The organism is Bacillus sp. D386 (assembly GCF_006346415.1).
This window is the reverse complement of sequence record NZ_VEMV01000005.1, coordinates 353,121-367,059: the sequence shown is the minus strand read 5'-3', so window position 1 is coordinate 367,059 and position 13,939 is coordinate 353,121. Positions and strand designations below refer to the sequence as shown.

Genomic DNA, 13,939 nt, shown 5'->3' with positions numbered 1-13,939 from the left:
GGTGGAACCATGAAAGCAAAAAAACCTAGTTTTGTCGTAGTTGCACTTCAAGCAGCCACCATCATTCGTTTCATACTGATTATACTTGTTACGATGGTTTTTATATTTTTGGTAACCGGATTATTGACATCGCTTAAACCAGAATTTCGACCAAGTTCAGATTCGGTGAATGAAGCGACTGGACAAGTTCCCGGTAAAATTTTATATAAGTATTTAGGGCAAGGGAATAAGTACTTTTTGCAATCATTCCCCGAAGAGGAGACAGAGTCTGTTTCGAGGCAGATTTTCCAATCACTGACAAATATCTCATTAAATGATCCACGGAGTTTATTGGGACATGAGCTACCGGGATATTCCTTGTTTGATGGGGAGATTTTAGTGGCAGGTGAGGGTACTAATTACACAAATATGCCAATTGAGTCTCCTCCATCAGAGGAAGCTATGGAAAAAGATACAGAGACTGAGGAAATCGTGGATGAAGAAGAACCTGTTAAACCAGAACAGGCTGGTACTCAGAAAACGAAAGAAGAAGTAATGTACATCTATTTCTCACATACAAGGGAATCGTATCTTCCTTTATTAAAAGGTGTGACAAATCCTAATTCTGCCTTTCATTCAAAAGCAAATGTCACGCTTGTCGGTGAGAAGCTCAAGAAGTCGCTTGAAGCGAAAGGCATTGGGACAAAGGTAGATAAAACAGATGTTAATGCCATATTGAACAAGAAAGGGCTGCAATATGGCAGTTCATACAGCCAATCGCGAAGTCTTGTCCAAGAGGTTATGGCTAACGACAAAAACTTGAAATATTTTATTGATGTTCACCGTGATTCGCAGCGAAAAAAAGTGACGACTATTTCAATTAACGGAAAAGCTTATGCTAGATTATGCTTCATAATTGGTGGTGAAAATCCAAATTATGAACAGAACTTAAAGTTGGCAGAGGAGATGCACAAGAAAATTTCAGAAAAATATCCTGGTTTAAGTCGCGGTGTCTTTGAAAAAAGAGGTGCGGGGACGAATGGGAAGTTTAATCAAGATTTATCCGGAAATGCCATGTTAGTTGAAGCTGGCGGTGTGGATAATACATTGGACGAATTAAGTGCTTCAATGGAAGTGTTAGCTGATGTATTAGCTGAGCATTATTGGGATGCCGAGCCAGTACAGGGAAATGCTGCAGAGTGAGAAATAAATAAAGGAGAATGCCAAGATGGGTAAATTTATTTTAAAAATAAGTATGCTTCTTTTCCTCCTTCTCTTTGGGGTCATCCTGGGAATGCAGCTGGCCAATCAAAATATGAAAAAAATGCAGGGATATGATGATCCAAAAATGTATGAAGCCTTTACAATTGATAAACAGGATGACGGAGACATTAACGCTACGGTTCTCGGAAATCAGGTTTCGACAACTGACCTGGAGGAAAAGAAAAAGGAAATGGAAGAATGGAAGGCATTTAATGTTTTATCCAGTGCAGGGAAAGGCATATCTGATACCTTAACAAGTTTATTTAAAGGGATGGCAGGAATGATTTCAGATGAATAATATAATCCAAGCGAGCTCGTACGGAGCTGATTAAAACTCCGCGAGCTTTCTTTATTTATCTATTTAATTCCCTCATTTCTCCTAAACCGTTTACGGTTTGAATTTATTTCTGCTATAATCAGTAATATCTGTGTTTTGAAAGTAACAGGAGTGAACAGAATGAATAATCAGGAACGGCTAAAACGACAAAGTAAAATCCGTAACTTTTCGATTATTGCTCATATTGACCATGGGAAATCGACATTAGCGGACAGAATATTAGAAAAAACGAATGCTCTTACTTCCAGAGAGATGAAAGACCAGCTTCTTGATTCCATGGATTTGGAAAGAGAGCGCGGAATAACAATCAAATTGAATGCTGTTCAATTGAAATATAAGGCGAAAGACGGCGAGGAATATATTTTCCATTTAATTGATACTCCGGGACACGTGGATTTCACGTATGAAGTATCCAGAAGTTTGGCAGCTTGTGAAGGTGCTGTGCTAGTGGTCGATGCTGCACAGGGAATCGAAGCGCAAACTTTGGCCAATGTTTATTTGGCATTAGACAATGATTTGGAGATCTTGCCAATCATTAATAAAATAGATTTGCCTAGTGCTGACCCGGAACGCGTTCGTGGTGAGATTGAAGATGTAATTGGGCTGGATGCATCTGAAGCTGTTCTTGCCTCTGCTAAAGCTGGTATCGGGATTGAAGAAATCCTCGAACAAATTGCGGAAAAAGTACCTGCTCCAACTGGAGATCCCGAAGCTCCTCTGAAAGCATTGATTTTTGATTCAATCTATGATGCATATCGTGGAGTCATCGTATCCATTCGAGTGATGGAGGGTACGGTAAAACCGGGTGATAAGATCAGAATGATGGCGACAGGTAAGGAATTTGAAGTTCTCGAGGTGGGTGTCCATACTCCAAAAGCAACTCTATGCGATGAACTAACAGTAGGAGATGTTGGATTCCTGACAGCTGCCATTAAAAATGTCGGCGATACACAAGTCGGGGACACAATCACCAATGCTAAAAATGGAGCAACAGAACCATTACCGGGGTATCGCCGTATGAATCCGATGGTTTATTGCGGTCTATATCCAATTGATACAGCAAAATTTAACGATTTACGTGAAGCACTTGAAAAACTGGAGCTAAACGATTCTTCCTTGCAATATGAACCAGAAACCTCTCAGGCGCTTGGATTTGGTTTCCGTTGCGGATTCCTTGGATTATTGCATATGGAAATTATCCAGGAAAGAATTGAACGTGAATTTAATATTGATTTGATTACAACGGCACCAAGCGTAATTTATAAGGTTAAGATGACAGATGGCAGTGAGATTAATATCGATAATCCATCTAACATGCCTGACCCGCAAAAGATTGAAAGTATTGAGGAGCCATATGTAAAAGCTACCTTGATGGCACCAAATGATTTTGTCGGTGCAATTATGGAGCTTTGTCAAATGAAGCGTGGGAATTTCATCGATATGCAATATGCTGATGAGAACCGCGTAACTATCATTTATGAACTGCCATTATCCGAAATTGTTTATGATTTCTTTGACCAATTAAAATCAAATACAAAAGGATATGCATCTTTTGACTATGAGTTAATTGGCTACCAAGAATCTAAACTGGTTAAAATGGACATCTTATTAAACGGTGAAACCGTTGATGCATTGAGCTTTATCGTTCATAGAGACTTTGCATATGAGCGTGGAAAAATTATTGTAGAAAAGTTGAAGGAGCTTATTCCTCGACAACAATTTGAGGTGCCTATACAGGCAGCAATCGGCAATAAAATCATTGCACGTTCTTCGATTAAAGCAATGAGGAAGAATGTACTTGCAAAATGTTACGGTGGAGATATTTCACGTAAACGTAAACTATTAGAGAAACAAAAAGAAGGTAAAAAACGCATGAAACAAGTTGGTTCTGTAGAAGTTCCGCAAGAAGCGTTTATGGCAGTTCTGAAGATGGATGACTCCAATTCAAAAAAATAAAATAGTAAGAAAAGCAGGCCAGACATTTTTGTTCTGGCCTCTATTTTATTATGATAGATATAACGTTTTTTTTCGATCTTAGAAAGGGGTGTTGGAATTGGTTAAAAGTTTATATATCCACATTCCATTTTGTACACAAATATGTCACTACTGTGATTTTAATAAATTTTTTATTCAGAACCAGCCGGTGGATGAATATATCCAAACATTATTGACTGAGATGGATTTATATAATCTGTCTCAAAATGAACCCTTATCCACTGTTTTTATTGGGGGAGGTACTCCATCTGCTTTAGAACCTCTGCAGCTGGAACAATTGTTATTTTCCATGAAAGAAAAAGTTACGCTTGCGCCAGGGTATGAATACACAGTTGAGGCCAATCCAGGTGATTTGTCAAAGGATAAATTGAGAATTATGAAGGAAGCAGGCGTCAACCGATTAAGTCTGGGTGTTCAATCATTCAACGAAGAACTATTGAAAAAGATTGGCCGTGCGCACAATGTCAAAGATGTGTATGAGACCATTGATATGGCAAGAGAAGAAGGTTTTGACAACATTAGCATTGACTTGATTTATTCCTTGCCCGGTCAAACACTCAGTGATTTAGAGGATACAGTAGATCGCGCTTTACAATTAAATCTTCCGCATTTTTCAGCTTACTCTTTAATTATTGAACCGAAGACTGTGTTTTATATCATGCTCAATAAAGGTAAATTATCCTTACCGGGTGAGGATGCTGAGGCTACTATGTATGAATATGTCATGGAACGTTTAGTAGAAGTGGGCTACAATCAATATGAGATTTCAAATTTTGCAAAAAAAGGATTTGAAAGCAGGCATAACCTCGTATATTGGAACAATGAAGAATACTATGGTCTTGGTGCTGGTGCTCATGGATACCTCGATGCTGTCCGTTATCATAATCATGGACCCTTGAAGAAATATATGAATGCTATTCAGGATGGCAGGAAGCCGATCGTTGAGCAAGCAACCGTTACGCGAAAGGAACAAATGGAAGAAGAGATGTTTTTGGGGCTTAGAAAAATGGAGGGAGTTTCTCTGGAACATTTCCAAAAGAGATTTTCTGTAAACATAAATGACGTATTTGGGGAAACAATAAAAAGAATGGTTTCAGAGGGGTTATTGGAGTTGGTAAACGGAAGAGTCCGACTGACACATCCGGGTAAATTAATGGGGAACGAAGTGTTCCAGGCATTTTTATTATAGTTTAAAAATGAGAGAGAAAACATAATCATAACCGTTGACACATAACGACGGTTTTGTTACTTTATTTATAGACTTAGCACTCAGTAGTAAAGAGTGCTAACAGGGGTGATTATCGATGTTAACAAATAGACAACTGGCAATTTTACAGGTGATCATCGATGATTTTATTTCTACCGCCCAACCTGTGGGGTCCAGAAATATTTCCAAAAAAGAAGGCATTTCGCTAAGTTCTGCCACAATCAGAAATGAAATGGCTGATTTAGAGGAAATGGGGTATCTCGAAAAAACACATACCTCTTCAGGGCGTATTCCCTCTGAAAAAGGGTATCGGTACTATGTGGATCATCTTGTTTCACCTCAGCAGCTGCAAAAGGATGATGTTCTTAAGCTTAAATCTGTTTTTAAAGAGAGATTATTTGAGTTAGAGAAGATAGTGCAACGTTCTGCCGGCATACTATCCGAAATTACGAATTATACGGCGATTATGCTTGGACCTGCTGTTTTAGAAAATCACTTACGTCGAATCCAAATTGTACCGCTTGATACAAATAAGGCAATTGCTATCATCGTGACGGATACTGGTCATGTTGAAAATAAAATGATTTATCTTCCTCCAGGATTTGATATGAATGAAATGGAGAGAGTGGTAAATATCCTGAATGATCGCTTGAGCGGTGTACCATTGGTGCAGCTTAAAGATAAGATTTTCAGGGAAGTAGCTGTATTATTAAAACAGCATATTACAAATTATGATATGGTTCTGCAAATGCTAGCAACATCTCTGCAATTGCCGGAGAACGAGAAACTTTTCTTTGGCGGTAAGGCGAATATGCTAAGCCAGCCTGAATTTCATGATATTGAAAAAGTAAAGGCAATCTTTAAAATCATGGAACAGGGAAGAGACTTGTATGAGTTGGTCAGTAAAACACATGAAGGAATCAATGTGAAAATAGGCACCGAAAATAATAATATGGCGCTTGAAAACTGCAGTATTATCAGCACTACCTACTCCATTGGAGACGAGAATCTTGGAACTATAGCTATTCTTGGACCTACTCGGATGGATTATTCCAGAGTGATGAGTTTATTGTCATTTTTTGCGAATGACTTAACTGAGATGCTGACAAAACAGTATCAAAATAAAAAGTAACGGTAATAGTAGTAATACTGCTTTAACGTATATAGAACAACACTTTCAGGGAGGTGAGAAGCAGTGTCTGAAAAAAATCAAGATAATATTGAAGAAATATTTGATGAAGCAGAAGAAAATAAAATGAATGATACAGCCTCTGAGGAAACCACTGAAACAAGTGAACCTGTTGAGGAAGCTTCCGAAAATGATGGGGATAGCAAAGTAGCTGAACTAGAAAAGAAATTGCAGGAAGCTGAAGCAAAATATGTTCGTCTTTATGCAGATTTTGATAACTATCGCCGCCGTGTTAAATTGGATGCTGAAGCAGCGCAAAAATATAGAGCTCAATCTCTTGTAACAAATCTTTTGCCTGCTTTAGATAATTTTGATAGGGCGATAAATAGTACAACTGAAACAGATGAAACAAAACCGCTTCTTCAAGGAATGAATATGGTTTTAACAAGTATTTTATCTGCCTTGAAAGAAGAAGGTGTAGAGGTAATCGAATCAGTAGGTCAAGAATTCGACCCTCATGTTCATCAAGCGATTATGCAGGACAATAACGAAGAATACGGTTCAAATATCATTGTGGAAGAATTCCAAAAGGGTTATAAATTAAAAGACCGGGTTATTCGACCATCAATGGTTAAAGTGAATCAGTAATCAAACACATAGGCTACATAATTAATGGGAGGTAAAAAGTAAATGAGTAAAATTATTGGTATTGACTTAGGAACTACCAACTCTTGTGTATCCGTATTAGAAGGCGGAGAACCAAAAGTTATTCCAAATCCAGAAGGTAATAGAACCACTCCATCTGTTGTTGCATTTAAAAACGGAGAACGTCAAGTTGGGGAAGTAGCGAAACGCCAAGCTATCACAAACCTGAATACGATCAGCTCCATCAAACGCCATATGGGTACAGATTACTCAGTAAATATCGAAGGAAAAGATTACTCTCCACAAGAAGTATCTGCGATTATTCTTCAATATTTAAAATCCTATGCTGAAGAATACCTGGGAGAAAAAGTAACAAAAGCTGTTATTACAGTACCTGCTTACTTTAACGATGCTGAACGTCAAGCAACAAAAGATGCTGGCCGTATCGCTGGTTTAGAAGTAGAACGTATTATCAACGAACCAACTGCTGCTGCATTAGCGTATGGTTTGGATAAAACTGAAGAAGATCAAAAAATCCTTGTATTCGACCTTGGCGGCGGTACATTTGACGTATCCATCCTTGAGCTAGGTGACGGTGTATTCGAAGTACGCTCAACAGCTGGTGACGCACGTTTGGGTGGAGATGACTTCGATAACGCAGTAATGGAATATTTAATCGAAGAATTCCGCAAAGAAAATGGAATCGATCTATCTAAAGATAAAATGGCTCTTCAACGTTTGAAAGACGCTGCTGAAAAAGCGAAAAAAGATTTGTCAGGTGTAACATCTACACAAATTTCCTTGCCGTTCATCACTGCGGGTGAAGCAGGTCCATTGCACATGGATTTAACATTAACACGCGCGAAATTCGATGAAATCACTGCTTCTTTAGTAGAAAGAACAATGGGACCTACTCGCCAAGCTCTTCGTGATGCAGGCTTGTCTCCGGCTGAGATTGATAAAGTTATCTTAGTTGGTGGTTCTACTCGTATTCCTGCTGTTCAGGAAGCAATTAAAAAAGAAACTGGTAAAGAGCCTCATAAAGGGGTAAACCCTGATGAAGTTGTTGCTATGGGTGCAGCAATCCAAGGTGGAGTTATCTCCGGTGACGTTAAAGATGTTGTATTACTTGATGTAACTTCTTTATCTCTTGGTATTGAAACAATGGGTGGAGTATTTACTCGTTTAATCGACCGTAATACAACAATCCCAACTAGCAAATCTCAAATTTTCTCTACAGCAGCTGATAACCAAACAGCAGTAGATATCCATGTTCTTCAAGGGGAACGTCAAATGGCAGCAGATAACAAAACGCTTGGTCGCTTCCAATTGACTGATATTCCACCGGCACCACGCGGAATCCCGCAAATTGAAGTAACGTTCGATATTGATAATAACGGTATCGTTAATGTACGTGCAAAAGATCTTGGTACAAATAAAGAGCAGGCGATTACGATTCAATCAGCTACAAGCTTAAGCGATGAAGAAATCGATCGCATGGTTAAAGAAGCGGAAGAAAATGCAGAAGCAGATAAAAAACGTAAGGAAGAAGCTGAATTACGTAACGAATCTGATGCTTTAGTATTCCAAACAGAAAAAACATTAAAAGATCTTGAAGGTAAAGTAGAAGAAGCTGAAGTTCAAAAAGCAACAGAAGCTAAAGATGCTTTAAAAGCAGCAATTGAGAAGAATGATCTTGCTGAAATGAAAGAGAAAAAAGAAGCATTGCAGGAAATTGTGCAAGCTCTTAGCGTGAAACTTTATGAGCAAGCTGCTCAAGCTGCGCAACAACAACCAGGTCAAGATGGTGCGGGCAAGGCTGATGATGTCGTAGATGCAGAATTTACTGAAGTTGACGACGACAAAAAATAATGATTGAACGTAAAAAAGTCAAAGTCAGGATCTCCTTGACTTTGACTTTTTTTAACAAATTGGACATTTTCTGTTTATATTGCGCCGCAGCTTAGTCAAGTGGTACAATGATTTTTATGTGAAACGACGGATTATATAGAATCAGGAGTGTGAGGAATGAGCAAACGGGATTATTATGAGGTGTTGGGGGTTGGCAAAAATGCCTCGAAGGATGAGATAAAAAAAGCATATCGCCGCCTTTCCAAGCAATATCATCCTGACCTCAATAAAGCAGCAGATGCTACGGAAAAATTTAAAGAGATCCAGGAAGCTTATGAAGTGTTAAGCGATGATCAAAAGAAAGCGAGATATGATCAATTTGGCCACGAAGATCCAACACAGGGATTTGGTGGAGGCGGAGCTGGTTTCGAAGGCTTCGGTGGTTTTGAAGATATATTCAATTCTTTCTTTGGCGGAGGGGGAAGAAGAGATCCAAATGCTCCCCGTCAAGGTGCAGACCTGCAATATACAATGACATTATCATTTGATGAAGCTGTATTTGGTACAGAAACGACCATTGAAATACCGAAAGAGGAAGAGTGTGATACATGTAAAGGGTCAGGAGCAAAACCTGGCACAAAACCGGAAACATGTTCTCACTGTAATGGTACAGGCCAATTAAATGTAGAACAAAATACTCCATTCGGACGAATTGTGAACCGCAGAGTATGTCAACATTGCAGTGGTACAGGAAAAATTATTAAGCAGAAATGTGCTACCTGTCACGGTAAAGGTTCTGTGAAAAAACGGAATAAAATTCAAATCAAAGTACCTGCAGGTGTTGATGATGGTCAACAATTACGTGTTCCTGGTAAAGGTGAACCTGGTATTAATGGCGGCCCTCCGGGAGACTTGTTTGTTGTGTTCCAAATCAGACCGCATGAATTCTTTGAGCGTGATGGTGACGATATTTACTGTGAAATGCCTATTACCTTTGCACAGGCTGCATTGGGTGATGAAATTGAAGTTCCAACCATGCATGGTAAAGTGAAACTGAAAGTGCCGGCTGGAACACAAACAGGTACTCGCTTCCGCTTAAAAGGAAAAGGTGTTCCTAACGTTAGAGGATATGGTCAAGGTGATCAGCACATCCGTATTTTAGTTGTAACGCCAACCAAATTATCCGATAAACAAAAAGAATTAATTCGCGAATTTGCTGAAATCAGTGGTCAAGGACAATTAGATGAACATGATGAAGGTTTTTTTTCGAAAGTTAAAAGAGCAATCAAAGGTGAATAAACAGGTAGGAGTTGGTAGAAAATGAAATGGTCCGAATTATGTATTCATACAACGAATGAAGCGATCGAACCAATATCGAATATATTACATGAGGCTGGTGCAAGCGGGGTAGTGATTGAAGATCCGCTTGAATTGGTTCGTGAAAGGGAGAATGTATTCGGAGAAATCTATCAACTTAATCCTGCTGATTTTCCTGAAGAAGGCGTACTTATTAAAGCTTATCTCCCTGTCACAAGTTTCCTTGGTGACACAGTAGATGGCATTAAGGACCTTATCAATAATCTAATAAAATATGATATCGATCTAGGTCATAATAAAGTAACCATCAGTGAGGTTAATGAGGAAGAATGGTCCACTGCATGGAAAAAGTATTACCATCCAGTCAAGATTTCGGAACAAGTCACAATCGTTCCGACGTGGGAGGAATACACTCCGGTTCATACAGACGAAAAAATTATTGAATTGGATCCAGGCATGGCATTCGGCACAGGTACACATCCTACAACTGTACTTTGTATTCAAGCACTTGAGAAAACAGTCAAACCTGGGATGAAGGTCATTGATGTAGGGACTGGTTCAGGGGTACTTACAATCACTGCTGCTAAATTTGGCGCCGAGTCTATTTTGGCGCTTGATCTGGATGAGGTAGCTGTGAACAGTGCCAGGGTGAATTGTAAATTAAATAAGGTACATGATAAAGTTACAATTAAACAAAATGACCTTTTAAAAGGAATTGAATTTGAAGCAGATATAGTTGTAGCCAATATTTTGGCTGAAATTATTGTACGTTGTACAGAAGATGTAGCCAGAGTGCTTAAACCAGGCGGAACCTTTATATCTTCCGGCATCATCCAGCAAAAACGCCGGGAAGTGGAAGAAGCTATTCAGAAAGCCGGACTTGTAATTGAGGATGTCATGACAATGGAAGACTGGGTCTCCATTACAGCTCGTAAATTATAAGTTTTACTTGTTTTAAGTGAAATCACCACATCAAGGTGGATGTTAGAGTATAGTGGGAGTTCAAACTCCCACTTACTTAAGTTAAGGACTCTAGCGGAAGACCGGAATTTCGTAAGGGATTATTAGGCAGGAGCCTAAACGTTTTTCCGCCGCAATAATGCTTTAGGCGTTATTGATTTTAAGGATAGAAAGGTGCAGGCCATGCAGAGATATTTTATTGAGAAATTAGAAAATCAATTTGAAGTAACGATAACCGGAGATGATTTTCACCATATGACCCGGGTCATGCGAATGAATCCAGGTGATACATTTTATGGAGTTATTGATAAAAAAACGGCGATCGTCAAAATTGAATCCATTCAAGATAAAGCTCTGACTGGCCGCATTATTGATTGGATAGAAGGAACAAAAGAACTGCCCATTCAAGTTACCATTGTGAACGGTTTGCCTAAAGGGGATAAACTAGAATTGATTATCCAAAAAGGGACAGAATTGGGTGCAAATACCTTTATCCCTTTTAATGCAACTCGTTCTATTGTAAAATGGGATTCTAAAAAAGCTGCAAAGAAAACAGAACGGCTTCGGAAAATAGCGAAGGAAGCTGCAGAACAATCCCATCGTACTGAAATACCCAGTGTTTACGATCCTGTAGATATTCGCAGATTGTTAGATCTTGCTGAAAGCTATGATTATAAGCTAGTTGCTTATGAAGAAGACGCTAAGCAAGGGGAATCTTCGCAATTGGCGAAAACAATTAGAGGGATGGTACCAGGGCAGTCTCTTTTAATGGTATTTGGCCCTGAAGGCGGCTTGGATACCGCGGAAGTGAATCAACTTTTAGAAAATGGCTTTCAAACATGCAGTCTTGGACCGCGTATTTTACGTACAGAGACTGCTCCTTTATACGCATTGTCAGCCATATCTTATCAATTAGAATTAGCGAGGTGAAGGGAATGGCAACTGTAGCGTTCCATACATTAGGATGTAAAGTGAATCATTATGAGACAGAAGCGATATGGCAGCTGTTTCAAGCTTCAGGATATGAAAGAGTCGATTTTGAACAACGCTCGGATGTTTATGTTATTAATACATGTACTGTTACGAATACAGGAGATAAAAAAAGCCGGCAGATTATTCGCAGGGCAGTGCGTAAGAATCCTGATGCTGTTATTTGTGTAACGGGTTGTTATGCACAAACCTCACCGGCAGAAATTATGGCGATTCCAGGAGTGGACATAGTTGTTGGAACGCAGGACCGTGATAAATTAATAGGTTATATCGATACGTATTTAACTGAAAGACAGCCTATTAATGGCGTAAGAAATATCATGAAAACGAGAGTTTATGAAGAAATGGATGTACCTGCTTTTACAGATCGTACGCGTGCCTCCCTGAAAATTCAGGAAGGATGTAATAACTTCTGTACATTCTGTATTATTCCTTGGGCGCGCGGATTGCTACGCTCCCGTGATCCGCAGGAAGTTATTCGTCAAGCTCAGCAGCTTGTCGCAGCGGGCTATAAAGAAATTGTCCTGACAGGTATTCATACAGGTGGTTATGGTGAAGACTTGAAGGATTATAATCTCGCTATGCTATTGAGAGAACTCGATCAAAAAGTGGCAGGTTTGAAACGAATTCGTATTTCATCCATTGAAGCCTCTCAAATAACAGATGAAGTGATTGAAGTATTGCGTGAGTCTGATAAAGTAGTGCCTCACTTGCATATTCCGATACAATCAGCTTCTAATACGGTCCTTAAACGTATGCGTCGTAAGTATTCTACTGAATTCTTTGCAGAAAGACTGGAAAGATTGCGTGAAGTACTTCCTGACTTAGCGGTTACATCAGATGTGATTGTTGGGTTCCCTGGTGAAACAGAGGAAGAGTTTATGGAAACATATAATTTCATAAAAGATCATCGTTTCTCTGAACTGCATGTATTCCCTTATTCCAAACGTACTGGTACACCAGCTGCCCGCATGGAAGATCAAGTGGATGAGGATGTTAAAAACGATCGAGTGCATCGCTTGATTTCACTATCTGAGCAAATTGCGAAAGAATATGCTTCCAGCTATGAAAATGAAGTTCTAGAAGTGATTCCAGAGGAACTATATGAAGATGGAGAGACAAAAGGACTCTATCAAGGATATTCAGATAACTATTTGAAAGTCGTGTTCCCTGCAACGGAAGATATGGTTGGAAAGATTGTGAAAGTAAAAATTACAAAAGCCGGATATCCATACAATGAAGGACAATTTGTCCGTGTGATGGATGATATGGTCGAACAAGCTGTAGTTAATTCATAATATTAGGCAGTGGGGCTGGTGCAGATTGCATCAGCCCGTTTTTATTTTTTTAAAATGAGGTATATATAGATAGGAAGATTGGAGAGTTTAAATCTGTATTATAAATATCATTTAATTAACCTACACGATTATAGGAATAACAGTTGACCTTGAACGACACATATATTATAATTTGAAGGTACATGGTTTCCTTCTATGTGTAGGAAATTAGAGTTGTTGTGCTCGGAGGGAGGGAAAGAGATGTCTAAAACAGTCGTTAAGAAAAACGAATCGCTTGAAGATGCTCTTCGACGCTTCAAACGCACAGTTTCCAAGCAAGGTACTATGCAGGAAGTAAGAAAGCGCGAATTCTATGAAAAACCTAGTGTAAAACGTAAGAAAAAGTCTGAAGCTGCGAGAAAACGCAAGTTCTAAAAGAGGTGCCCTTAAATGAGTCTTGTTGAGCGTTTAAACAGCGATATGAAACAAGCTATGAAGAACAGAGAAAAAGACAAGCTCTCCGTCATCCGAATGGTGAAGGCTTCTCTTCAAAATGAAGGAATAAAGCTTGGTAAACAAGAATTATCCGAAGATGAAGAGTTAACCGTACTTTCTCGCGAATTAAAGCAACGCAAAGACTCCCTCCAGGAATTTGATAAAGCAGGACGCCAAGATTTGGTCGAAAAGCTTCAATCAGAAATCGAGATTGTCGAGGCATATTTGCCACAGCAATTATCCGAGGATGAGTTAAATGCGATTGTTACTCAAGCGATTGCCGAGACGAATGCCACTTCCAAGGCTGACATGGGCAAAGTAATGTCCGCAGTCATGCCAAAAGTGAAGGGTAAAGCTGATGGATCTTTAGTCAATAAACTTGTACTGCAAAATCTTACAAAATAAGACGTTTAAAACCCGCAATTTTAATTGCGGGTTTTTTATATCCCGTAAATTAATTATATGATGAATATCAAAGTATTGTGAAACTTATG

Annotated in this window: 13 protein-coding genes; all 13 read left to right on the top strand. The window is 39.1% G+C overall.

The features are described from left to right. The first annotated feature begins 9 nt into the window (after positions 1-9). The 13 genes from spoIIP to FHY45_RS16680 all read left to right on the top strand — a co-directional run bounded on the left by spoIIP (position 10) and on the right by FHY45_RS16680 (position 13,850). Complete coding sequence (gene spoIIP, locus FHY45_RS16740; RefSeq protein ID WP_139892595.1) at positions 10-1,182, top strand: stage II sporulation protein P; 1,173 nt, start codon at positions 10-12, stop codon at positions 1,180-1,182. Positions 1,183-1,207: 25 nt separating this feature from the next. Further along, positions 1,208-1,540, top strand: coding sequence for a DUF3679 domain-containing protein (locus FHY45_RS16735; RefSeq protein WP_066105283.1), 333 nt, complete (start codon positions 1,208-1,210; stop codon positions 1,538-1,540). 159 nt (positions 1,541-1,699) lie between these two features. Further along, a complete protein-coding gene (lepA, locus tag FHY45_RS16730; RefSeq protein WP_066105279.1) occupies positions 1,700-3,535 on the top strand; it encodes a translation elongation factor 4 in 1,836 nt (611 codons plus the stop codon). Between the two features lie 97 nt (positions 3,536-3,632). After that, the gene (hemW, locus tag FHY45_RS16725; protein WP_066105276.1) at positions 3,633-4,763 is read left to right on the top strand and encodes a radical SAM family heme chaperone HemW; all 1,131 of its coding nucleotides are present in this window, start codon (positions 3,633-3,635) and stop codon (positions 4,761-4,763) included. 115 nt (positions 4,764-4,878) lie between these two features. Next, positions 4,879-5,913 carry a heat-inducible transcriptional repressor HrcA gene (hrcA, locus tag FHY45_RS16720; protein ID WP_066105273.1) on the top strand — a complete coding sequence of 345 codons (1,035 nt, stop codon included), beginning with the start codon at positions 4,879-4,881 and terminating at the stop codon, positions 5,911-5,913. Positions 5,914-5,976: 63 nt separating this feature from the next. After that, complete coding sequence (gene grpE / locus FHY45_RS16715) at positions 5,977-6,558, top strand: nucleotide exchange factor GrpE (RefSeq protein ID WP_066105271.1); 582 nt, start codon at positions 5,977-5,979, stop codon at positions 6,556-6,558. 42 nt (positions 6,559-6,600) lie between these two features. After that, positions 6,601-8,427, top strand: a complete 1,827-nt coding sequence (gene dnaK / locus FHY45_RS16710) for a molecular chaperone DnaK (protein ID WP_066105268.1) — start codon at positions 6,601-6,603, stop codon at positions 8,425-8,427. Between the two features lie 156 nt (positions 8,428-8,583). After that, positions 8,584-9,705 (top strand): molecular chaperone DnaJ, encoded by a 1,122-nt coding sequence (dnaJ, locus tag FHY45_RS16705; protein ID WP_066105265.1) that lies wholly within the window; start codon positions 8,584-8,586, stop codon positions 9,703-9,705. A 21-nt stretch (positions 9,706-9,726) separates the two neighbouring features. Continuing rightward, entirely contained in the window at positions 9,727-10,665 is a 939-nt protein-coding gene (prmA, locus tag FHY45_RS16700) for a 50S ribosomal protein L11 methyltransferase (RefSeq protein WP_066105262.1), read from the top strand. Positions 10,666-10,866: 201 nt separating this feature from the next. After that, the gene (locus FHY45_RS16695; protein ID WP_066105259.1) at positions 10,867-11,613 is read left to right on the top strand and encodes a 16S rRNA (uracil(1498)-N(3))-methyltransferase; all 747 of its coding nucleotides are present in this window, start codon (positions 10,867-10,869) and stop codon (positions 11,611-11,613) included. Positions 11,614-11,618: 5 nt separating this feature from the next. Continuing rightward, positions 11,619-12,971 (top strand): tRNA (N(6)-L-threonylcarbamoyladenosine(37)-C(2))-methylthiotransferase MtaB, encoded by a 1,353-nt coding sequence (gene mtaB / locus FHY45_RS16690; RefSeq protein WP_139892594.1) that lies wholly within the window; start codon positions 11,619-11,621, stop codon positions 12,969-12,971. A 240-nt stretch (positions 12,972-13,211) separates the two neighbouring features. Continuing rightward, positions 13,212-13,385, top strand: a complete 174-nt coding sequence (rpsU, locus tag FHY45_RS16685) for a 30S ribosomal protein S21 (protein WP_066105253.1) — start codon at positions 13,212-13,214, stop codon at positions 13,383-13,385. Between the two features lie 15 nt (positions 13,386-13,400). Continuing rightward, positions 13,401-13,850 (top strand): GatB/YqeY domain-containing protein, encoded by a 450-nt coding sequence (locus FHY45_RS16680; protein ID WP_066105252.1) that lies wholly within the window; start codon positions 13,401-13,403, stop codon positions 13,848-13,850. Positions 13,851-13,939: the final 89 nt, after the last annotated feature.

What these genes read in the sequence shown, in the direction of transcription:
- spoIIP (WP_139892595.1), top strand. Translation starts at nt 10, where the DNA reads ATGAAAGCAAAAAAACCTAGTTTTGTCGTAGTTGCACTTCAAGCAGCC.
- FHY45_RS16735 (WP_066105283.1), top strand. Translation starts at nt 1,208, where the DNA reads ATGGGTAAATTTATTTTAAAAATAAGTATGCTTCTTTTCCTCCTTCTC.
- lepA (WP_066105279.1), top strand. Translation starts at nt 1,700, where the DNA reads ATGAATAATCAGGAACGGCTAAAACGACAAAGTAAAATCCGTAACTTT.
- hrcA (WP_066105273.1), top strand. Translation starts at nt 4,879, where the DNA reads ATGTTAACAAATAGACAACTGGCAATTTTACAGGTGATCATCGATGAT.
- dnaK (WP_066105268.1), top strand. Translation starts at nt 6,601, where the DNA reads ATGAGTAAAATTATTGGTATTGACTTAGGAACTACCAACTCTTGTGTA.
- dnaJ (WP_066105265.1), top strand. Translation starts at nt 8,584, where the DNA reads ATGAGCAAACGGGATTATTATGAGGTGTTGGGGGTTGGCAAAAATGCC.
- prmA (WP_066105262.1), top strand. Translation starts at nt 9,727, where the DNA reads ATGAAATGGTCCGAATTATGTATTCATACAACGAATGAAGCGATCGAA.
- FHY45_RS16695 (WP_066105259.1), top strand. Translation starts at nt 10,867, where the DNA reads ATGCAGAGATATTTTATTGAGAAATTAGAAAATCAATTTGAAGTAACG.
- mtaB (WP_139892594.1), top strand. Translation starts at nt 11,619, where the DNA reads ATGGCAACTGTAGCGTTCCATACATTAGGATGTAAAGTGAATCATTAT.
- rpsU (WP_066105253.1), top strand. Translation starts at nt 13,212, where the DNA reads ATGTCTAAAACAGTCGTTAAGAAAAACGAATCGCTTGAAGATGCTCTT.
- FHY45_RS16680 (WP_066105252.1), top strand. Translation starts at nt 13,401, where the DNA reads ATGAGTCTTGTTGAGCGTTTAAACAGCGATATGAAACAAGCTATGAAG.